At 67.9% G+C, this 19,614-nt stretch carries 16 protein-coding genes; 7 read left to right on the plus strand and 9 right to left on the minus strand.

Annotated features, from left to right (window positions below; translation table 11 throughout):
• Positions 1-66: 66 nt before the first annotated feature.
• Positions 67-762 (minus strand): DnaA regulatory inactivator HdaA, encoded by a 696-nt coding sequence (hdaA, locus tag L0976_RS21690; protein ID WP_234189235.1) that lies wholly within the window; start codon positions 760-762, stop codon positions 67-69.
• A 17-nt stretch (positions 763-779) separates the two neighbouring features.
• Positions 780-1,910, minus strand: a complete 1,131-nt coding sequence (locus L0976_RS21695) for an AI-2E family transporter (protein WP_234189236.1) — start codon at positions 1,908-1,910, stop codon at positions 780-782.
• 369 nt (positions 1,911-2,279) lie between these two features.
• Between L0976_RS21695 and purM the strand changes: the two genes are divergently transcribed.
• Positions 2,280-3,353, plus strand: coding sequence for a phosphoribosylformylglycinamidine cyclo-ligase (purM, locus tag L0976_RS21700; RefSeq protein ID WP_234189237.1), 1,074 nt, complete (start codon positions 2,280-2,282; stop codon positions 3,351-3,353).
• Complete coding sequence (gene purN, locus L0976_RS21705; RefSeq protein ID WP_234189238.1) at positions 3,350-4,012, plus strand: phosphoribosylglycinamide formyltransferase; 663 nt, start codon at positions 3,350-3,352, stop codon at positions 4,010-4,012. Before purM ends, purN begins: the two co-directional genes overlap by 4 nt.
• 194 nt (positions 4,013-4,206) lie before the next feature.
• On the opposite strand, the gene L0976_RS21710 is transcribed toward purN, so the two are convergent.
• Complete coding sequence (locus tag L0976_RS21710) at positions 4,207-4,983, minus strand: L,D-transpeptidase (protein ID WP_203318196.1); 777 nt, start codon at positions 4,981-4,983, stop codon at positions 4,207-4,209.
• 208 nt (positions 4,984-5,191) lie between these two features.
• Between L0976_RS21710 and L0976_RS21715 the strand changes: the two genes are divergently transcribed.
• From L0976_RS21715 to L0976_RS21730, 4 genes are all read left to right on the plus strand, one after another.
• A complete protein-coding gene (locus L0976_RS21715; protein ID WP_234189239.1) occupies positions 5,192-6,613 on the plus strand; it encodes a methylmalonyl-CoA mutase family protein in 1,422 nt (473 codons plus the stop codon).
• A 406-nt stretch (positions 6,614-7,019) separates the two neighbouring features.
• Positions 7,020-9,152, plus strand: a complete 2,133-nt coding sequence (scpA, locus tag L0976_RS21720; protein ID WP_234189240.1) for a methylmalonyl-CoA mutase — start codon at positions 7,020-7,022, stop codon at positions 9,150-9,152.
• A gap of 384 nt (positions 9,153-9,536) precedes the next feature.
• Complete coding sequence (locus L0976_RS21725; protein ID WP_234189241.1) at positions 9,537-10,496, plus strand: glutathione S-transferase family protein; 960 nt, start codon at positions 9,537-9,539, stop codon at positions 10,494-10,496.
• Position 10,497: 1 nt separating this feature from the next.
• Positions 10,498-10,851: a hypothetical protein gene (locus L0976_RS21730; protein WP_234189242.1), complete on the plus strand. Its 354-nt coding sequence runs from the start codon at positions 10,498-10,500 to the stop codon at positions 10,849-10,851.
• A 98-nt stretch (positions 10,852-10,949) separates the two neighbouring features.
• Here the strand turns inward: L0976_RS21730 and L0976_RS21735 are convergent, their stop codons facing one another.
• From L0976_RS21735 to L0976_RS21750, 4 genes are all read right to left on the minus strand, one after another.
• Positions 10,950-12,575: a cisplatin damage response ATP-dependent DNA ligase gene (locus tag L0976_RS21735; protein WP_234189243.1), complete on the minus strand. Its 1,626-nt coding sequence runs from the start codon at positions 12,573-12,575 to the stop codon at positions 10,950-10,952.
• A 67-nt stretch (positions 12,576-12,642) separates the two neighbouring features.
• The gene (locus tag L0976_RS21740) at positions 12,643-13,653 is read right to left on the minus strand and encodes a ligase-associated DNA damage response exonuclease (RefSeq protein WP_234189244.1); all 1,011 of its coding nucleotides are present in this window, start codon (positions 13,651-13,653) and stop codon (positions 12,643-12,645) included.
• Between the two features lie 222 nt (positions 13,654-13,875).
• Positions 13,876-14,322: a MarR family winged helix-turn-helix transcriptional regulator gene (locus tag L0976_RS21745; protein WP_234189245.1), complete on the minus strand. Its 447-nt coding sequence runs from the start codon at positions 14,320-14,322 to the stop codon at positions 13,876-13,878.
• Between the two features lie 63 nt (positions 14,323-14,385).
• Positions 14,386-16,683: an EAL domain-containing protein gene (locus L0976_RS21750; RefSeq protein ID WP_370643766.1), complete on the minus strand. Its 2,298-nt coding sequence runs from the start codon at positions 16,681-16,683 to the stop codon at positions 14,386-14,388.
• Between the two features lie 233 nt (positions 16,684-16,916).
• Here L0976_RS21750 and L0976_RS21755 point away from each other — a divergent pair, with 233 nt between their 5' ends.
• Positions 16,917-18,290 carry a TIGR03808 family TAT-translocated repetitive protein gene (locus L0976_RS21755; protein WP_234189247.1) on the plus strand — a complete coding sequence of 458 codons (1,374 nt, stop codon included), beginning with the start codon at positions 16,917-16,919 and terminating at the stop codon, positions 18,288-18,290.
• Positions 18,291-18,383: 93 nt separating this feature from the next.
• Here the strand turns inward: L0976_RS21755 and L0976_RS21760 are convergent, their stop codons facing one another.
• Positions 18,384-18,878, minus strand: coding sequence for a copper chaperone PCu(A)C (locus L0976_RS21760; RefSeq protein ID WP_234189248.1), 495 nt, complete (start codon positions 18,876-18,878; stop codon positions 18,384-18,386).
• Positions 18,879-19,015: 137 nt separating this feature from the next.
• Positions 19,016-19,399, minus strand: coding sequence for a hypothetical protein (locus L0976_RS21765; protein WP_234189249.1), 384 nt, complete (start codon positions 19,397-19,399; stop codon positions 19,016-19,018).
• Positions 19,400-19,614 lie beyond the last annotated feature (215 nt).

The raw sequence follows: 19,614 nt of genomic DNA on the forward strand, positions 1-19,614 counted from the left end.
AATCGGGGGCGGTGGAATTCGGGGGACAATCGTGTGCGGAGCATTGCCCCTCACCCCCACCCGGACCTACTCCCCGAAATCCCCGCTGCCCACCATTTCCCCCAGCACCTCCTGCGCCAGCGAGCGCGTGATGCGGCTGCCGCGGGCGAGCGCGAGGCGGTCGAGGCGCTCGACCAGCGTCTGCGCGGCTTCCAGCGAGCGTTCCATGCGGGCGACGATATAGGCGACCAGCCTGTCGTCGACGAAGAGCTGGCGGTCGGCGAAGAGCTTGACGATGACCTGCGAGAGCAGTTCGTCGTCCGGCTCGCCGATCTCCACCACGGTCGCCGCCTTGAGGCGGGAGCGCAGGTCCGGCAGGTCGACCGGCCAGGACATCGGCCAGAGGCGGCTGGTGATGAGCAGCGTGTGGCCGTGCTGGCGCACATTGTTGATGATGTGGAACAGCGTGCGGTCGTCGAAGCCGTTGCGGTCGGCATCCTCGATGAGGACGGGGCCGCGCCCGGCCGCTTCCTCCGCGCCCTGCCCCGCCTTGGCCTCGATCAGCGTCGCGCCGGCCTTCGCGCGCCAGATGGCGGCAAGGTGCGACTTGCCCGAGCCGACCGGCCCGGCGATGACGACCACCGGGGCCGGCCAGTGCGGCCAGGCATCGATCATCGCCACGGCCGCGTCCACCGGGCCGGCGACGAGCAGGTCGTCGCGACCCGTCGCGGGGTCGTGACCGAAGGCCAGCGGCAACTGTTCGGCGGTCTTGCGCGACGTCATGAGGTTCTCGGGTACTCTTACTGCCACCGCTGCTCTTTCGGCGTGCTCTCTTCGAGGAGAACGGGCTTGCTCGCCCCGTAATAAAGGTCGCTGTCAAGGTAACGCCTGAGGCCGAAGCGGACAAGCACGCCCACGGCGGCGGCCGCCGGCACGGCGATCATCAGGCCGACGAAGCCGAACAGCGCGCCGAAGGCGACCAGCGCGAACATCAGCCAGACCGGATGCAGCCCGACGCGCGAGCCGACGAGCTTCGGCTGGAGGATGTTGCCCTCGATGAACTGGCCGGAGAAGAAGATGGCGGCGACGAGCACGACCATCCAGTAATCCGGCCAGAACTGCACGACGGCGACGCCGATGGCCAGCACCAGCCCGACCAGCGAGCCGACATAGGGGATGAAGCTGATGAGGCCGGAGAAAAGGCCGATCAGCAGGCCGAAATTGAGGCCGGCGAAGGACAGGCCCACGCCGTAATACAGGCCGAGAATGATGCAGATGGAGCCCTGCCCGCGCACGAAGCCGGCGATCGCCGCATCCATCTCGCTGGCGATCTGGCGCACGTTGTCGACATGGTCGCGCGGCACCCAGCTATCCACCTTGGCGATCATGCGGTCCCAGTCGAGCAGCAGGTAGAAGGCGACGACCGGCGTGATGACGAGCAGCGAGACGATGTTGACCAGCGCCATGCCGGAATTCCAGAGCTGCTTGAAGACCGTGCCGAGGAAGCCCGCGCCCTCGGCGAGGATCGAGGAGAAGCTCTGCTTGATCGTGCCCATCTGGCTGCTGATCCATTTGGGCAGGAGATCGGGATTGAAGCTCGCCACCAGCCCCTGGAGCTGGCTGACATAGCCCGGCAGCTTCTCCAGGAAATCGGCCGCCTGGGTGGCGAGCAGCGGGATGACGATCATCAGCGACAGCGCGAAGAGCACGACGAAGGCGATCAGGATCACCACCGTCGCCATCATGCGGGAAAGGCCGATGCGCTCCAGCCGGTCGGCCACCGGGTCGAGGAAATAGGCGAGCGCCATGCCGGCGATGAAGGGCAGCAGGATGTCGGAGAAGACGAGCAGGAAGAGGACGAAGAAGGCGAGCGCGATGAGCCAGAAGACCACCTGCCGCTTCAGTCCCGCGCCGCTGATATGGGCTGCCATCGTGCTCTTTCCCGTGTTCTGCCGCCGTTTGCAGACGAGATAGGATGCGCGGCCGAGAAAGGTCAAGGCTCGGAGGGGAAAAGCCCTGATGCCCGTTTTCGAGGCGACAGCCCCTGATCCGGCCGCCGCCGCCTTCTCCCTGGCTGCGGGAAGAAGGGATATGCCGCATCGTTTTCCCCGATTTCCCCGTTGCGCAGGGTACGTCCCCTCTCCCCGCCGGCGGGGAGAGGGCTGGGGTGAAGGGCGCTTCCGCGGCAGGACCTTGCGGCAAATCGGTGAAAAAATCCCGGCTTTCCCGGCATTCTTCTTGCACTTGTGCCCCCATCATGCCAATCGGGCGCGAACAGCGCGCGAGCCGGAGACGAGAGCATGAGCCAGTCGGAAAAGAACGGTCTGACCTACAGCGATGCGGGCGTCGACATCGACGCGGGCAACCTGATGGTCGAGAAGATCAAGCCGGCGGTGCGCTCCACGCGCCGCCCGGGCGCGGACGGCGAGATCGGCGGCTTCGGCGGCCTGTTCGACCTCCGGGCGGCCGGCTTCAAGGATCCGGTGCTCGTGGCCGCCAACGACGGCGTCGGCACCAAGCTGAAGATCGCCATCGACGCGGACCGCCACGACACGGTCGGCATCGACCTCGTCGCCATGTGCGTCAACGACCTCGTGGTGCAGGGCGCCGAACCCCTCTTCTTCCTCGACTATTTCGCCACCGGCAAGCTCGATCCCGAACAGGGCGCGGCCATCGTCGAGGGCATCGCCGAGGGCTGCCGGCAGGCCGGCTGCGCGCTGATCGGCGGCGAGACGGCGGAAATGCCGGGCATGTATTCGCACGGCGACTATGACCTTGCCGGCTTTGCCGTGGGCGCGGCCGAGCGCGGACAACTGCTGCCGGCGGGCGACATCGCCGAAGGCGACGTCATCCTCGGCCTTGCCTCCTCGGGCGTCCACTCCAACGGCTATTCGCTGGTGCGCAAGATCGTGACGCTCTCCGGCCTTGCCTGGGATGCGCCCGCCCCGTTCGACGACGAAAAGAGCCTCGGCGAGGCCCTGCTGACGCCGACGAAGATCTATGTGAAGCCGCTGCTGAAAGCGATCCGCGAGACGGGGGCGATCAAGGCGTTGGCGCATATCACCGGCGGCGGCTTCCCGGAAAACATCCCGCGCGTGCTGCCCAAGCACCTTGCCGCCGAGATCGACCTCGACGCGGTCAAGGCCCCGGCCGTCTTCTCCTGGCTCGCCAGGACCGGCGGCGTTGAAGCGAAGGAAATGCTGCGCACCTTCAACTGCGGCGTCGGCATGATCGCCGTCATTCCCGCCGACAAGGCCGATGCGGTCTCCGCCGCGCTTGTCGCCGAAGGTGAATCAGTCTTCCGCCTCGGCCGCATGGTCGCCCGTCAAGAGGGCGCGGCCGGCACGATCTACAAGGGCACGCTCGCCCTATGACGTCGCCCCGCAAGCGCGTCGTCGCCTTCATCTCCGGCGGCGGCTCCAACATGCTGGCGCTGGCGAAGGCGGCCGAGGCGCCGGATTTCCCGGCCGAGATCGTCGCGGTCTTCTCCGACAAGGCGGAGGCGGGCGGGCTTGCGAAGGCCGAGGCGCTGGGCATTTCGACCCGTACCTTCCTGCGCCGGGACTTCGCCGGCAAGGAAGCGCACGAGGCGGCGATCCTCGATGCGCTCGACGCGCTCTCACCCGACATCATCTGCCTCGCCGGCTACATGCGCCTGCTCTCCGGCACCTTCATCAAGCGCCATGAAGGCCGCATCCTCAACATCCACCCCTCCCTGCTGCCGCTCTTTCCCGGCCTCCACACGCACCAGCGCGCCATCGACGCGGGGCTGCGCATCGCCGGCTGCACGGTGCATTTCGTGACCGAGGGCATGGATGAAGGCCCGGTGATCGTGCAGGCGGCCGTGCCGGTCCTGCCCGCCGATACCGCCGACACGCTCGCCGCGCGGGTGCTCACCGTGGAGCACCGCAGCTACCCGCTGGCGCTGCGGCTCGTTGCCGAAGGCAAGGTGCGGATGGAGGGCGGCAAGGCCGTTGCTTCCGGCGACCTGCCGCAGGTCGACGGGGCGTATCTGATTTCGCCGGCGGCGTAAGGCCGCAGAGATTGCCTCAGCGCCTTGCAGACCGCTGAACGGCCCCCCGGAGGGTCATCGGCTGCCGTGCTGCGCCCTCACCCACCCGCCGACGTCATCCGGCTCAAGGCCGAAAATGACGGAGGAGACGTTGTCTGGCGACAGAGCGGGCCGCTTGAGGCCGAGAGCGAGAGCGACGGAGAAGCGAGCGCCCCTCAGATCACCAGGATCGGCGCCTTGCCCTTCACGCGGTCGTAGAGGTCGATCACATCCTGGTTCAGCATGCGCACGCAGCCCGAGGAGACGGCCTTGCCGATCGATTTCCATTCCGGCGAGCCGTGCAGGCGGTAGAGCGTGTCCTGGCCGTTCTGGAAGATGTAGAGCGCGCGAGCGCCGAGCGGGTTGTTGAGGCCGCCTGGCATGCCGCCGTTGGCGCCGGAATATTTGACGAGTTCCGGCTGGCGCTTGACCATCTCGTCCGGCGGCGTCCATTTCGGCCAGGCCTGCTTCCACTGGATGACGCCGCGGCCCGACCAGGCAAAGCCCTGCCTGCCGATGCCGACGCCGTAGCGCATGGCGCGGCCGGACGGCAGGATGAGGTAGAGGAAGCGGTTGCCCGTATCGACGATGATCGTGCCGGGCTTTTCAGCGAAAGGGCTCTCCACCTCCTGCCGATAGAAGCGTGCGTCGATCTGCTGGTAGGGCACGGCCGGCACCTGGTAACCGCCGTCATAGACCGGGCCGTAGATCGCCGCATAGCGCGAGGATTCGGGCAGGAGGCCCGAGGGCGGCGTCTGGCCATAAAGGCCGATCGGCTGGCGGTTGTCGATATATTCCGGCCGGCCTTCCAGCGCGGGATTGCGGAAATAGGGCCGCGTCTCCTCGCGGAAACGGTCCGTGTTCATGGACGAGGTGCAGCCGGCAAGGCCGCTTGCCAGGGCGAGGCCGGAGAACTGGAGGAAGCGGCGGCGGGAAAGCGCGGTGTCTGTCATGAAAGCGTCGGTATCCGATTGTCGGGAAGGCAGGATGGACGAGGAGGCTGAATCACTAACTAACGAAAGGCAAATTAGGTCCACGACCCTGCCATAATTGTGGCAATTGCGGCTGGCGTCAGGCTTGCGCGCCACAATCCTCGCCCGATGTCACCCGAACGTCACTCTACCAAAGTGGCGCTTTACGCGGTATCCGGGATGGATAGAAATGCCGGAAAACGGAGAGCGCGACGGCATGGACGCGAGCATATTGAAAGACGCGGGCTTTGCGCCGCTTGACGAGGCGGGCTGGCGCAGGCTTGCGGAAAAGGCGCTGAAGGGCGCGGACTTCGAGGCGAGCCTCGTGTCGCACAGCGACGACGGCCTTGCCATCCGGCCGATCTACAGCCGCCGCGACGGCGCGGTCCCGCTCGCCCACAGCCATGCCGCCACGCCGCATGCCGGCGATGCCTGGACCGTCAACCAGCGCCGCGACGATGCCGACCCCGTGCGCGCCCGCGTGCAGATGGCCGACGACCTCGAAAACGGCGCGACGGGTATCTCCCTCGTCTTCCGCGGCAGCGCCGCCGCGCACGGCACGGGCATTGCGGCCGGCAGCGAGACCGCCTTCCGCAAGACCGCCGCCGCGCGCGCCGCAGCCCCCTTCTCGCTGCGCCTCGAGGCCGGCTTTGCCGACCGGGCGCTCGCGACGACGCTTGCCCGCGCGCTTGCCGAGGCCGGCGCGCAGGCGGCGCCGGTGCATTTCGGGCTCGATCCCTTCACCACGGCGCTTGCCGGCGGCGACGGCGAAAGCGGCGCGCTCGCCGGCGCTGCCAGGGAACTGATCGGCTTCGGCTTTTCCGGTTCCGTGCTGAATGCCGACGGGCGGCTGGCGCACAATGCGGGGGCCAGCGAGGCGCTGGAGCTTGCCATCGTCGCGGCCTCGCTGGCGGAAAGCCTGCGCCTGCTCGATGCGGCGGGCGTCGCGCCGGAGGACGCTTTCGCGGCGACTTCGCTGTCGCTTGCCGCCGACCAGGACCAGTTCCTCACCACGGCGAAGATGCGCGCGGCGCGGCTGATCCATGCCCGCATGCAGGCGGCCTGCGGCATTTCCGAGCCGAAGCCCGCGCATCTCCACGCCGAGACGAGCTGGCGCATGCTGACGCGGCGCGACCCGGAAACCAACATCCTGCGCAGCACCATCGCCGTCTTTTCCGCCGGCACCGGCGGGGCGGACGAGATCACCGTGCTTGCGCACACGCTGGCGCTCGGCGTGCCCGATCCCTTTGCCCGCCGCATCGCCCGCAACACGCAGGTGGTGCTGATCACCGAAAGCAACCTTGCCCATGTCGCCGACCCCGCCGCCGGCGCGGGCGGCATCGAGGCGCTGACGGAAGGGCTGGCGGAAAAGGCGTGGGAGATCTTCACGGATATCGAGAGGAAGGGCGGGCTTTCGGCCGCCATCGCCTCGGGCGCGGTCCGGGCCATGGTCGAGGCGGCGCGGGCGGCGCGCAAGGCGCGGCCCATCGTCGGCACGACGCTGTTTCCCCTGAAGGACGAGCGGCCGGTGACGGTGCTCGGCCCCCTCGATGAGACCGCGCCGGCAGGGCTGCGGCCGGTGCTGCTGGCCGATTGCGTGGAGGCGGCGTGATGGGCACGGCCTATCCCCCTCTGCCCCGCCGGGCTTCTCCCCTACAGGGACAGGGCAACCGTGCAGGGCGGGTCGCTGCCGCTTTTTGCTTCTCCCCGCCGGGGAGAAGGTGGCCCGAAGGGCCGGATGAGGGGGCAAGCAGGACGAATTTTGCCTGCGGCTCCCCCTCATCCCGCTGCCGCGACCTTCTCCCCGCGGGGGTAAAGGGGCAGGTGGCACCCGCCGAATTCCATATGCAATCGCCCTGCCTCCAGGGAGCGAGACCGGCAAGAGGCACGGTCCCCGCTCGATCGGCAATGCTGGCGACGGGCAAGACGGCGCTCCATCCGATGTCCCCACTCGTGAAGGAGACGCCCGCAGAGGGGGATGAAACCGCAGCGCAACGCCGCATCAAAGGAGCCGCCGCATGAGCCGGATTCCCGATTTCGCCTCCATCGCCTGGTCGAGAACGCCGGCGCCCGCTGCCGCAACCGGCGAGGCCGGGTGGCTGACGCCGGAGGACATCGCCGTCGCCGGCGCCTATGGCGAGGCGGACCTTTCCGGCCTTTCCTATCTCGACACCTGGCCGGGCGCGGCGCCCTATCTGCGCGGCCCCTACCCGACCATGTATGTCCAGCAGCCCTGGACGATCCGGCAATATGCCGGCTTCTCGACGGCGGAGGAATCGAACGCCTTCTACCGCCGCAACCTGGCGGCCGGGCAGAAGGGCCTGTCCGTCGCCTTCGACCTTGCCACCCACCGCGGCTATGACAGCGACCATCCGCGCGTTGCCGGCGATGTCGGCATGGCGGGCGTCGCGATCGATTCCATCCTCGACATGCGCCAGCTCTTCGACGGCATCCCGCTCGACCAGATGAGCGTCTCCATGACCATGAACGGCGCGGTGCTGCCGATCATGGCGCTCTTCATCGTCGCGGCGGAGGAACAGGGCGTCTCCGAGGACAAGCTGTCCGGGACCATCCAGAACGACATCCTCAAGGAGTTCATGGTCCGCAACACCTATATCTACCCGCCGCAGCCCTCGATGCGGATCATCTCCGACATCTTCAGCTATACCAGCCGGCGCATGCCGAAGTTCAACTCCATCTCGATCTCCGGCTACCACATGCAGGAGGCCGGGGCGACGGCGGACCTGGAGCTTGCCTATACGATTGCCGACGGCATCGAATACGCCCGCGCCGGGGTCGCGGCCGGGCTCGACATCGACACCTTCGCGCCGCGCCTTTCCTTCTTCTGGGCGATCGGCATGAACTTCTTCATGGAGGTCGCCAAGATGCGCGCCGCGCGCCTCATCTGGGCCGCGCTGATGAAGAAGAACTTTTCGCCGAAGGACGCCCGGTCGCTGGCGCTGCGCACCCATTGCCAGACCTCCGGCTGGTCGCTGACGGCGCAGGACCCGATGAACAACGTCATGCGCACCATGGTGGAGGCGATGGCGGCGACGCAGGGCCACACCCAGTCGCTGCACACCAACTCCTTCGACGAGGCGCTGGCGCTGCCGACCGACCATTCCGCCCGCATCGCCCGCAACACGCAGATCCTCCTGCAGAAGGAGAGCGGCACGACGCGCATCATCGATCCCTGGGGGGGCTCGGCCTATGTCGAGCGGCTGACGCACGACCTTTCCGCCCGCGCGCTCTCCCATATCGAGGAGGTGGAGGCGCTCGGCGGCATGGCCAAGGCCATCGAGAAGGGCATTCCCAAGCTGCGCATCGAGGAGGCCGCCGCCCGCACGCAGGCGCGCATCGACTCGGGCCAGCAGACCGTCGTCGGCGTCAACTTCTCGCGGCCCGAGCGCGACATCGAGGTGGACGTGCTGAAGGTCGACAATTCCGAGGTGCGCGCCCGCCAGCTCGCCAAGCTCCAGCAGCTCAAGGGCACGCGCGACACGGCGGCGGCCGAAAGCGCGCTCGACCGGCTGACGGAGGTCGCGAAAAGCGGCGACGGCAACCTGCTGGAATTCGCGGTGAAGGCGGCGCGGGCGCGGGCCACGGTGGGCGAGATCGCCTTCGCGCTCGAAAAGGCCTTCGGCCGGCATGTCGCGGAAATCCGCACGATATCAGGCGTCTACCGCAAGGAGATGGGCGCCAACGACCGGGCCTTCAATACGGCGGTCGACAAGGTCGCCGGCTTCCGGAAGGCGCGGCGCGAGAAGCCCACCATCCTCGTCGCCAAGATGGGGCAGGACGGGCACGACCGCGGCCAGAAGGTCATCGCCACCGCCTTTGCCGACCTCGGCTTCAACGTCATCGTCGGGGCCATGTTCCAGACGCCGGAAGAGGTGGCGGAGCTTGCCATCCGCGAGGGCGCGCATATCGTCGGCGCCTCCTCGCTGGCCGCCGGGCACCTGACGCTGGTGCCCGAGCTGAAGGCCGCCCTCGTCAAGCGCGGCGCGCGCGACATGCTGATCGCCGTCGGCGGCGTGATCCCGCCGCAGGACTTCGCCGACCTGGAAAAGGCCGGCGCCGACGCGATCTTCCCGCCGGGCACGGTCATCGCGGATGCCGCCTCGGCGCTGATCGACCGGCTGATGGCCTGAGCGGTAACGGCATTGCGGGCAAGCGCGTCCCGGGGGTGCCCTCACCGCTGCCCCATCCCCCTTCTCCCCCGTGGGGAGAAGGAAAGGGCAGCAACGTCGAATTCCATATGCGATCGTCCTGCCGAGGGGGGACGTACCTGACGCAACGTCGAGGGCTTGGGAAGTCGGTGCGGCATATCCCCTTCGCCCCGCTTGCGGGGAGAAGGTGGCCGGCAGGCCGGATGAGGGGCGTGCCCTGCGTGCAGCGCAGCCTGTTCCTGCGAACGGAAGGCGACCATCCGCCACATGCCGGCCTTTGTGAACGCTGTGTCAATCCGCGGGGCAATTGCGGTTTTCGCGCGCGGGCGGTATGCCAGCCAGACACAACCGAAGCGAGGTGACGCGATGCTCGTCAACGGCAAATGGACGGAAGACTGGCAGCCGGTGCAGGCGACGGACGCCCAGGGCGGCTTCGTGCGGCAGGTATCGAGTTTCCGCAACTGGGTGACGCCGGACGGCAGCGCCGGCCCCACGGGCGAAGCGGGCTTTGCCGCCGAACGCGGCCGCTACCACCTCTATGTCGCGCTCATCTGCCCCTGGGCCTCGCGCACGCTGATCGCCCGCAAGCTGAAGAAGCTCGAAGAGGTGATCTCCGTTTGCGTCGTGGAGCCGGCGCTCTCCGACCAGGGCTGGCGCTTCGGCGATTTTCCGGGCTCCGACCGCGACGCGCTCAACGGCGCGACCTATCTGCACGAACTCTATTCCCGCGCCGAGCCGACCTTCACCGGCCGCGCCACCGTTCCGGTCCTCTGGGACAGGGAGCGGAAGACCATCGTCAACAACGAGTCCGCCGATATCGTGCGGATGCTCAACACCGGCTTCGGCGCGCTGGCGGACGAGAGCGTCGACCTCTACCCGCAGGCCCTGCGCGCCGAGATCGACGCCCTCAACGAGCGCATCTATCCCGCGCTCAACAACGGCGTCTACCGCGCCGGCTTCGCCACGACGCAGGTCGCCTATGAGGAAGCCTACCAGGGCGTCTTCGCCATGCTGGACGAATTGGAAGCGCGCCTTGCAGACGGGCGGCCGTTCCTGACCGGAAGCGCCTTCACCGAGGCCGACATCCGCCTCTTCGTCACGCTCATCCGCTTCGACGCGGCCTATTACGGCCTCTTCAAGTGCAACCGCCAGCGCCTTGCCGACCATGCGGCGCTTTCGGCCTATACCAAGCGCGTGCTCGATCTTCCCGGCGTGCGCGACACGGTCAATATCGACCACATCAAGCACGGCTACTATTCCATCAAGTCGCTGAACCCGAACCGCATCGTGCCGCTCGGGCCCGATCTTTCGGCGCTGGAGCTCTGAGATGCAGATAATCGTATGGGCGGTGACGATCCTTGGGCTGATGGCGACTTTTCCGGAAGCGCTTCGCGTCTACCGCAAATACGGGCCGCTGCTCGCCGGCGTGATCTGGCTTCTGCTCGTTGCGATCATCTGGGTCTACGCCCTTGCGATCAAGATGGGTTTCGAAACGACGCTGCCCACCTACCTCATCGTCACGCACCTGCTGCTGGTGGTCGCCGCTCCGGCCGCGCTGGCGATCCATATGGGGCGCAAGTACAACATGTCGGTCGGCGTTTTCATGGGCGGCATGCTGCTGCCGCTGACCTTCGTCGTCCAGGTGATGCTGTCTTTCGGCCATTACGGGGGCCAGTCCTAGAGCATTTCCGCTTTTCTTCGAATCGCGAAAACGCTCTATCCTTTTGTTTCTACGCAATTCCGGACGCAAAACCGCTGCGCACTTTTGCTGGAATTGCTCTAGACGTCCTTCGCCTCCACCATCGCCATCAGCGTTTCCAGCCGGTCGGCATCGGCCGGCAGCTTGTCCTGCCTCAGGCGGGCGATGCGGGGGAAGCGCATGGCGACGCCGGACTTGTGGCGGGTGGAGCGGTTGATGCCCTCGAAGGCGACCTCCAGCACGAAGCCGTAACCGGGCTCGGCGCGCACGGCCCGCACCGGGCCGAAGCGCTCGGTCGTGTTGTTGCGCACATAGCGGTCGAGCATTTCGAGCTCGGCGTCGGTGAAGCCGAAATAGGCCTTGCCGACGGGCACCAGCACGTCGTCGCCCTCGCCTTGCGTCCACACGCCGAAGGTGAAGTCGGAATAGTAGCTGGAGCGCTTGCCGTGGCCGCGCTGGGCATACATCATCACGGCATCGATATTGTAGGGGTCGCGCTTCCACTTGAACCACGGCCCCTTGATGCGGCCGGCCTGGTAGGTGCTGTCGAGGCGCTTGATCATCACGCCCTCGATGACCGGATCGGGCGGCTCGCGGCGGATCTGCTCCAGCTGCGCCCAGGAGCCGAAGGGCACGAGCGGGGAGAGGTCGAAGCGGTCGTGCGGGGCGCCGGCGATCAGGTCGCCGAGGCGGGCGCGGCGGGTCGCGAAATTCTCGGGGCGCACATCCTTCTCGCCCTCGAACAGCACGTCATAGGCGCGCACGAAGGCGGGGTAGTCCTCCCGCATCTTCGCATTGACGGTCTTGCGGTTGAGACGCTGCTGGAGATCGGAGAAGGTGCGCGTCGGGCTGTTGGTGCGCGCCGTGCCGCCGACGAGGAGTTCCCCGTCCACCACGCCCTCGAAATTGATCGCCTCCAGCACATCGGGGAAGGCGCCGGAAATGTCGTCGCCGGAGCGGGAATAGAGCCGGCGCGTCGTGCCGGATGACGAGAGCTGCACGCGGATGCCGTCCCATTTCCATTCGGCGGCGAAATCGGCGGGATCGAGAGCGTCGAGATCGCCCTCGCCCACGGGATTGGCGAGCATGACGGAATGGAAGATCGCGGGCGTCGCCAGCACCGGGCGTCCGGCCCTGCCCTCCAGCCAGGCGAAGAGCGGCTCGTAGGGCGGCTGGAGGCCGTGCCAGAGGGTCTCGATCTCGGTGACATCGAGGCCGGAGAAATCGGCGAGCGCCTGCTTGGCGAGCCGCGCCGAGACGCCGATGCGCAGGCCGCCGGTCGCCAGCTTCAGGAAGGCGAAGCGGGCGGAGGGATCGAGCCGGTCGAGCAGGTCGCGCACCGCGCCGCGCACCTCGGTGCGGCCGAGCGCGTTCATGCGGGCGACGACCGCGCCGAGCCGCGGCTGGGCATCGTCGGCCACGCGCTCCTTGCGCTCCTGGTCCCAGACGAGCGCGATGGTCTCGGCGAGGTCGCCGACATAATCGTAGGAATAGCGGAACAGCACCTCGTCCATGCGCTCCAGCACCAGTTCGCGCAGAAGCGCCGGCTTGACGCTCTTGAGGTCCAGCGTGCCGGCGATGGCGGCAAGGCCGTAGCCGCGGTCGGGATCGGGCGTGTCGCGGAAATAGTCGGCGAGCAGCTTGAGCTTGCCGTTGCGCGAGGGGGTGAGGACGAGGCGGTCGAGGAGCGTGGCGAAGGCTCTCATGGGCGGGAGCCTCCCGCGGGGGCAGAGAGGGGTGAGCCACATGGATGATGTTGACTGCCAAGCACCATCAATCCCCCTCGTCCTCATAGCCCACCAGATGCAGCGGGCGGGCCGGCACGCCGGCAAGCTCGCACCAGCGCACCAGCGCCTCCTCGCGGCCATGCGTCACCCAGACCTCCCGCGGCGCGAGTTCGCGGATCGTCTCGGTCAGTTCCGGCCAGTCGCAATGGTCGGAGATGACGAGCGGCAGCTCGACGCCGCCCTGCTTTGCGCGCTGGCGCACCATCATCCAGCCGGAGGCGAAGGCGACGAGCGGCTCGTTGAAGCGCCGCGCCCAGCGGTCGGCGAAGGCAGACGGCGGGCCGACGATGACGGCGCCGCGGAAATCGGTCGGGTCGCCCTTTTCCAGCGTGGCCGGACGCAGGTCGCCGAGATCGATGCCGCGGCTGACATAATAGTCGCACAGGCGCGCCAGCGAGCCGTGGATATAGACCGGCGCGTCGTAGCCGCAATCGCGCAGCAGGCGGATGACGCGCTGCGCCTTGCCGAGCGAATAGGCACCGACAAGGTGGCTGCGCTCGGGGAACTGCCTCAGCGATGTCAGGAGCTTGCCCATCTCGGCCTTCGGCTCGGGATGGTGGAAGACCGGCAGGCCGAAGGTCGCCTCGGTGATGAAGACGTCGCACGGCACCGGCTCGTAGGGAACGCAGGTCGGGTCGGCACCGCGCTTGTAGTCGCCCGAGGCGACGATGGTCAGGCCCCCCGCCTCGACGGCGATCTGCGCCGAGCCCAGCACATGGCCGGCCGGATGGAAGGAGACGGTGACGCCGGCAAGGTCGATGCGCTCGCCGAAGGCGGCGGCCTGCCGGGTGCCGCAGAAATCCTCGCCGTAGCGGATTTCCATGATGTCGAGCGTTTCCCGCGTCGCCAGCACCGCGCCGTGGCCGGCGCGGGCATGGTCGGAATGGCCATGGGTGATCAGCGCCCGCGCCACGGGGCGGACGGGATCGATGTAGAAATCGCCTGCGGGGCAATAGAGGCCGGCGGGCGCCGGACGGAGGAGCTGGTCGGGCTTCATGACGGGAAAGATAGGCGTTTTCGCGCCGTCTGCCAGTGGGCGGGCACGCGAGCCGTGCGCGCGGGTGCATCCCTCGGGTCAAGCCAGAGGATCACAAAAGAAGAGAGGCCTAAAACCAAGGCACCGACGACGCATGCCGCAACGTTCGACTGGCCGGCGCCTTTGCCTCCCCGCCGTCATCCTCGGCCTCGATCCGAGGGTCCACGCCATACGGCAAGTCCTCTATGTGATCGCCAGCATGCCGTCCCGCAGCGCCTTCATGTCGATCGCGGAGAGCTGGGCATCGACCTTGTCATGCGTCGCCTTCCAGACCGGGAAGGCCTCGGTCAAAAGGCGGCGGCCGTCGTGGGTCAGGCGCAGCAGGCGGCCGCGTCGGTCGCGCGGGTCGGCCTCCACGGTGACGAGGCCGCGCCGTTCGAGGGGCTTGAGCGCGGCCGTCAGCGTGGTGCGGTCCATGGCGAGCACGGCGGCGACCGGCCCCATCGGCGGCGGCTCCGGGCGGTTCAGCGCCATCAGCAGCGAGAACTGGCCGTTGGTGAGGCCGAGCGGGCGCAGGGCATCATCGAAACGGCGGGCGAGCGCCCGGGCCGCGCGCTGCGCATGCAGGCACAGGCAATGGTCGCGCACGAAAAGCGTGGTCTCGTAGGGAATCAGGGAATCGTCCGACATGGTTCTTACTGTTGATATCAACATACCAAAGTCAAGAGCTGCGCGCCGCCGGGGCACGGAATATCAGAGATCGGGAATACAGAGGATCGCCTGGAGCGCGCGGGCGTCGATGGGGCGGCTGAGGTAGAAGCCCTGGATCTCGTCGCAGCCGGCCTCGCGCAGGAAATCGATCTGCTCGCGCGTCTCCACCCCTTCCGCGATGACGCGCAGGTGCAGGGAATGGGCGAGCGAGATGACGGCGCGGGCGATGGCCGCGTCGTCGCCGTCGTCGGGCAGGTCCCGCACGAAGGACCGGTCGATCTTGAGGCGGCCGACGGGAAAGCGCTTCAGCGAGGCAAGGCTCGAATAGCCCGTGCCGAAATCGTCGATGGCGAGGTGCACGCCGAGCCGTTCCAGCCGGTGCATGGTCTCCACCGCCTGCTGCACGTCCTCCATGATCATGCTTTCCGTCAGCTCCAGCTCGAGGTAGCGCGCCTCCAGCCCGCTTTCCGAGAGGGCGGCGGCGACGCGCTCCACCCAGTCCTTCTCCTGGAACTGGCGGGCCGAGACATTGACGCTGACGACGATGGGCGGCAGGCCGGAGACCTGCCAGGCCTTGTTCTGCCGGCACGCCTCGCGCAGCGTCCAGTCGCCGATGGGGCCGATGAGGCCGGTCTCCTCGGCGAGCGGAATGAAATCGCCGGGGGCGACGAGGCCGCGCTCGGGATGGCGCCAGCGGATCAGCGCCTCGACCGCGAAGATGCGGCCGTTGGAAAGGTCCATCTGCGGCTGGTATTGCAGGAAGAGCTCGGAGCGGGCGAGCGCGCGGCGCAGCTCCTCCTGCTGCACGAGCTTCTCGTGCGCGCGGTTGGCGAGCTCGGCGGTGAAGACCTGCATGGCGTCGCGGCCGATCTCCTTGGCGCGGTACATGGCGGCATCGGCGCGGGCCATCAGCTCGGTGGCGTTGCGGCCGTGCTCGGGATAGGCGGCGACGCCCATGCTGCAGGTGACCTGGAAGGAACGCCCCCCGACCTCCACCGGTTCGGCGACCGCGCGGCGCACGGCCTGCAGGCACTCCTCCACCTTATCGGCCCCGCGCACCCCGCCGACCAGCACCACGAACTCGTCGCCGCCGAGCCGCACGATGCTGTCGCCCGCCCGCACGCAGTCCTTCATGCGCGCCGCGACGATCTTCAGCAGTTCGTCGCCGGCATGGTGGCCGAGGCTGTCGTTGACCAGCTTGAAATTGTCGAGGTCGAGGAAGGCGAGCGTCAGGGTGCCGCCGCACTCGTCCGCCGCCTCGATGGCGGAGGCGATGCGCTCGTCCAGCATGCTGCGGTTCGGCAGGCCCGTCAGCGTGTCGTGATGGGCCATGAACTGGATGCTGTCTTCCGCCTCCTTGCGCTCGATGGCGATGCCGGCGATGTGCGTCGCCATGCCGACGAGCTTCATGCAGTCGGCTGACGGCTCGCCGGGCGTGCGGGAATAGAGCGCGAAACTGCCGAGCACCTTGCCCTGGTAGGAGCGGATGGGCGAGGACCAGCAGGCGCGGTAGCCGTAGGGGGCGACGATGGCCTTGAAGTCGGCCCAGAGCGGGTCGGTCTCGATATCCGAAACGATGACGGGTTCGCCCCGCCACATGGCCGTGCCGCAGGAACCGGCGGCCGGGCCGATCTCGACGCCGTCGATCAGGCTGCTGTAGGCCGGCTCCAGATTGGGCGCCGCGCCGTTGACGATATGCCTGCCGTCGGGCGCAAGCAGGAGGATCGAGCCCGCGACATCGGGCACATGGGCCTCGATGAGCAGGATAAGCGAGGAGAAGACCTCGGCAAGCGGCGCGCCGAGCGCGATCATCTTCAGAAGGTGCGCCTGGCCGAGATGCAGGCTCTCGGAGCGCTTGCGCCCGGTGATGTCGCGCGCGATGCCGACGATGCCGACCACTTCGCCGCCGGCATCGCGCACCGGCAGCTTGGAGGTGAGCAGCCATTTGAGATTGCCGCTGGAATCGCGGACCAGTTCCTCCATGTCGAGCATGGCCCTGCCGGTGCGGATGATCTCCTGCTCGGTGTTGAAGAAGTCGCGGGCGACGTGCTCGGGATGGATGTCGAAATCGGAAAGGCCGACGAGGCTGTCCAGCCCTTCGTGCCTGTTGTCGTTGACGATGGCGCGGTTGGCGACGATGAAGCGGCTGTTCCTGTCCTTGAAGTAGAGGTAGTCCGGCACCTCGTCGATCATGGCCTCGAGCCAGACCATGCGCTCGTTCTGCCCCGACGCCAGCGGGAAAAGCCGCGCGGCCTCGTCGATGAGGCGCCGGCTGGCGGACATCAGGCGCGTCGTCGCGTCGGTGTCGTCATTACCAAAGTGAGACAGTTTCATCGACATGAAGCCCCGAGGTCCCCAACGCAAGGAACGACGCCGCCGGCCGCCGCCTCTTTCCGGAACGCCCGACGCTACACCTCAAGTCGTTATCCAACCCTAAAGGAAACCGGCGAAATGAGGTCGATCCGGCATTCCCGCGAAATAAAAACAACCGAGAGGCGCAGACCAGAAATTGTCCCGTTCCGGCACAGAATCGCCTGGCACGTTTCCTGCTCTCCTGTCCGCAAGGAGCTTTCATGGTTACCAGGCGGTTACTTCTCTCGGGTCTCGGTCTCGGCGCGGCGGGCATCGCCGCGGGGGCGGCGGCGCAGGCGCGTCGGATGCCGGTCGTCGACGTCGACCTGCGCGGCAGCATCGACGCGGCGGCGCACGGCATCCGGCCCGGTGCGGACGACCGCAAGAGCCAGGCCTTCGCCAGGCTGCTGAAGGATGCGGCGGCGAAGAACACGCCCGTCTTCCTGCCGCCGGGCGACTATGTCGTCTCGAACGTCACCCTGCCCGACAATACGCGGCTCACCGGCGTCGCCGGCGCGACGCGCATCGTCTACGGCGGCGGCGGCCACCTCTTCGCCGCCGAGGGCGCGGGCAGGATCGAGCTATCCAACCTCGTCATCGACGGCGCGAACCGCTGGCTGGACGACACGGTAGAGGGCCTCGTGCATCTCGGCGGCGTCGCGAACGTCACCATCGAGAACTGCGAGGTCCAGGGCTCGTCGAAGAGCGCGGTCTATCTGGAGCGCTCGGGCGGGCGGATCGAGCGCAACCGGCTTTCCGGCGCGGCGGACTATGCGCTCTACGCGGTCGAGAGCCGCGAGCTTGCCGTCACCGGCAACCGCGTCCTCGACTGCGGCAATGGCGGCATCCTGATCCATCGCTGGCAGAAGGGCCGCGACGGGACCATCGTCTCGGGCAACCGCATCGCCCGCATCCTGGCAACGCGCGGCGGCACCGGCCAGTACGGCAACGGCATCAACGTCTTCCGCGCCGACGACGTGATGATCTCGGGCAACCACGTCTCGGGCTGCGCCTTCTCGGCCATCCGCTCCAATGCCGGCTCGAACGTGCAGGTGTCGGGCAATACCTGCCTCGACAGCGGCGAGACGGCCATCTACTCCGAATTCGGCTTCGAGGGCGCCGTCGTCAACGGCAACCTCGTCGACGGCGCGGCGAACGGCATCGTGGTCGTCAATTTCAACGAGGGCGGGCGGCTCGCCAGCATCACCGGCAACGTGGTGCGCAACCTGCACCTCGACGGCCCCTATGTGCACGAGGGCGCGGGCTTCGGCTTCGGCATCGCGGTGGAGGCCGACACGGCCGTTACCGGCAACACCATCGAAAACGCGGCGAAATGGGGGCTGATGCTCGGTTGGGGGCCTTACATGCGCGGCCTCGTCGTCAGCGGCAACCTGGTGCGCAGCAGCCCCGTCGGCTGCGGCGTGACGGTGGTCGAGGAGGCCGGCACGGCGCTCGTTACCGGCAATGTCTTCGAGGAAACGCCGCAGGGCGCGATCGCGGGCTTTCGCTGGAACGAACGCGTCACGGGCGACCTTGCCCGCGACGGCACCGCCGGCCACGCGCACCTGACGATCGAGCGGAACAGGACGGGCTGACCCGTCCCGCGATGCGCCTTCCCTTCCTGCCCGAACGGGGAGGCGCCATGGTGGATGAGGGGGCGCATTCCGCAGGCCCCCTCATCCGCTTCATCAGCCGCCCTGGCCGTGATTGCCGGCGGCGTCGTCCATCTTCATTGCGGCGGGCTTGGCGGCGCCCACGGTGAAGTCCACGTCGACCTTGCCGGCCTTCTCGAAGTTCAGGGTCGCCTTGAACGTGTCGCCTTCGGCGAGCGGATGCTTGATCTTCATGAACATGACATGCAGGCCGCCGGGCTTGAGCTCGACCGTGGCGCCGGCCGGGATCTCGATGCCGTCGGGGAGCTGGCGCATCTTCATCACGTCGTTTTCCATGGCCATCTCGTGAAGCTGCACGTCGTCGGAAACGTCCGGCGCGGCGATGGAGACGAGGCGGTCGGCCTCGCCCTTGTTGACGACGGTCATGAAGCCGCCGCCGACGGGCTGGCCAGGCAGCGTCGCCCGCGAGGCCGGGTTGTGGATCTGAAGGCTGCCGAGCGTGAAATCCTGGGCGAAGAGGGCGGAGGCCGAGAGCGCGAGCGCGGCGGCGGTTGCGAGAATGCGTTTCATGGATAGTTCCTTTCTGGCTTTCGTATCGGAAGAGGATGCGCGGCAGCGGCGGCACCGGCCGGCGCATATGTTTCGCGGACATGCGGGGTGCCCTGTCGGGCGGGATTGCGGGCGCAGGGCGGCAAGCCGCCTTGCGATCAGGCCGACAGGAAGGGCGGCGCGCGGGGCGGCGCGCCGGGGCGCTCGCGTCTGGCATCGAGCGCCTGGCCGACCAGCGGGCGGACGGCGGCGGTGCGGAAGGCGTGCACGGTTCCGGCAAGATCGGCCGGCTGCGGCACCAGCATGGCGCCGCCGATGCGGCAGGCCTCGCATTTGGTGGAGGTGTCATGCCTGACCTTGCCGTCGACATGATCGTCCAGGCAGAGGTCGCCGATCGTTCCATCGGGCAGCACATACTGGGACAGCAGGAGCACGCCCGGCTGGGCGGCCGAGGCCGGCTGGTGGGCGAAACCAACGGACAGCAGGGCGAGCGCGCAGAGAATGCGCAGGCATACGGCCCAGCTCGTCATGCGTCCTGTCATCGCCCGTTCCCGTCCGCGGTTGCGGACATGTCACCTTGAACTGCTCTAGCCCCGCCGTGGCGCATGGTCAATGCGGCAAAGAAGGCCCGCCATCACCACAATTCATGGATCGATCAGGCCCGCACCCTACCGCTCGACCGGGTCGCCGCCTATTGTGGCGGCGATGCCCGTGCAGGATCGCTTTCTTCTAGCCGCGATCATGCCGGGGCTCTTTG

The sequence above is a fragment of the Shinella sp. NM-101 genome (assembly GCF_021401195.1).
GTDB lineage: Bacteria > Pseudomonadota > Alphaproteobacteria > Rhizobiales > Rhizobiaceae > Shinella.

What these genes read in the sequence shown, in the direction of transcription:
- hdaA (WP_234189235.1), bottom strand. Translation starts at nt 762, where the DNA reads ATGACGTCGCGCAAGACCGCCGAACAGTTGCCGCTGGCCTTCGGTCAC.
- L0976_RS21695 (WP_234189236.1), bottom strand. Translation starts at nt 1,910, where the DNA reads ATGGCAGCCCATATCAGCGGCGCGGGACTGAAGCGGCAGGTGGTCTTC.
- purM (WP_234189237.1), top strand. Translation starts at nt 2,280, where the DNA reads ATGAGCCAGTCGGAAAAGAACGGTCTGACCTACAGCGATGCGGGCGTC.
- purN (WP_234189238.1), top strand. Translation starts at nt 3,350, where the DNA reads ATGACGTCGCCCCGCAAGCGCGTCGTCGCCTTCATCTCCGGCGGCGGC.
- L0976_RS21710 (WP_203318196.1), bottom strand. Translation starts at nt 4,983, where the DNA reads ATGACAGACACCGCGCTTTCCCGCCGCCGCTTCCTCCAGTTCTCCGGC.
- L0976_RS21715 (WP_234189239.1), top strand. Translation starts at nt 5,192, where the DNA reads ATGCCGGAAAACGGAGAGCGCGACGGCATGGACGCGAGCATATTGAAA.
- scpA (WP_234189240.1), top strand. Translation starts at nt 7,020, where the DNA reads ATGAGCCGGATTCCCGATTTCGCCTCCATCGCCTGGTCGAGAACGCCG.
- L0976_RS21725 (WP_234189241.1), top strand. Translation starts at nt 9,537, where the DNA reads ATGCTCGTCAACGGCAAATGGACGGAAGACTGGCAGCCGGTGCAGGCG.
- L0976_RS21730 (WP_234189242.1), top strand. Translation starts at nt 10,498, where the DNA reads ATGCAGATAATCGTATGGGCGGTGACGATCCTTGGGCTGATGGCGACT.
- L0976_RS21735 (WP_234189243.1), bottom strand. Translation starts at nt 12,575, where the DNA reads ATGAGAGCCTTCGCCACGCTCCTCGACCGCCTCGTCCTCACCCCCTCG.
- L0976_RS21740 (WP_234189244.1), bottom strand. Translation starts at nt 13,653, where the DNA reads ATGAAGCCCGACCAGCTCCTCCGTCCGGCGCCCGCCGGCCTCTATTGC.
- L0976_RS21745 (WP_234189245.1), bottom strand. Translation starts at nt 14,322, where the DNA reads ATGTCGGACGATTCCCTGATTCCCTACGAGACCACGCTTTTCGTGCGC.
- L0976_RS21750 (WP_370643766.1), bottom strand. Translation starts at nt 16,683, where the DNA reads ATGTCGATGAAACTGTCTCACTTTGGTAATGACGACACCGACGCGACG.
- L0976_RS21755 (WP_234189247.1), top strand. Translation starts at nt 16,917, where the DNA reads ATGGTTACCAGGCGGTTACTTCTCTCGGGTCTCGGTCTCGGCGCGGCG.
- L0976_RS21760 (WP_234189248.1), bottom strand. Translation starts at nt 18,878, where the DNA reads ATGAAACGCATTCTCGCAACCGCCGCCGCGCTCGCGCTCTCGGCCTCC.
- L0976_RS21765 (WP_234189249.1), bottom strand. Translation starts at nt 19,399, where the DNA reads ATGACAGGACGCATGACGAGCTGGGCCGTATGCCTGCGCATTCTCTGC.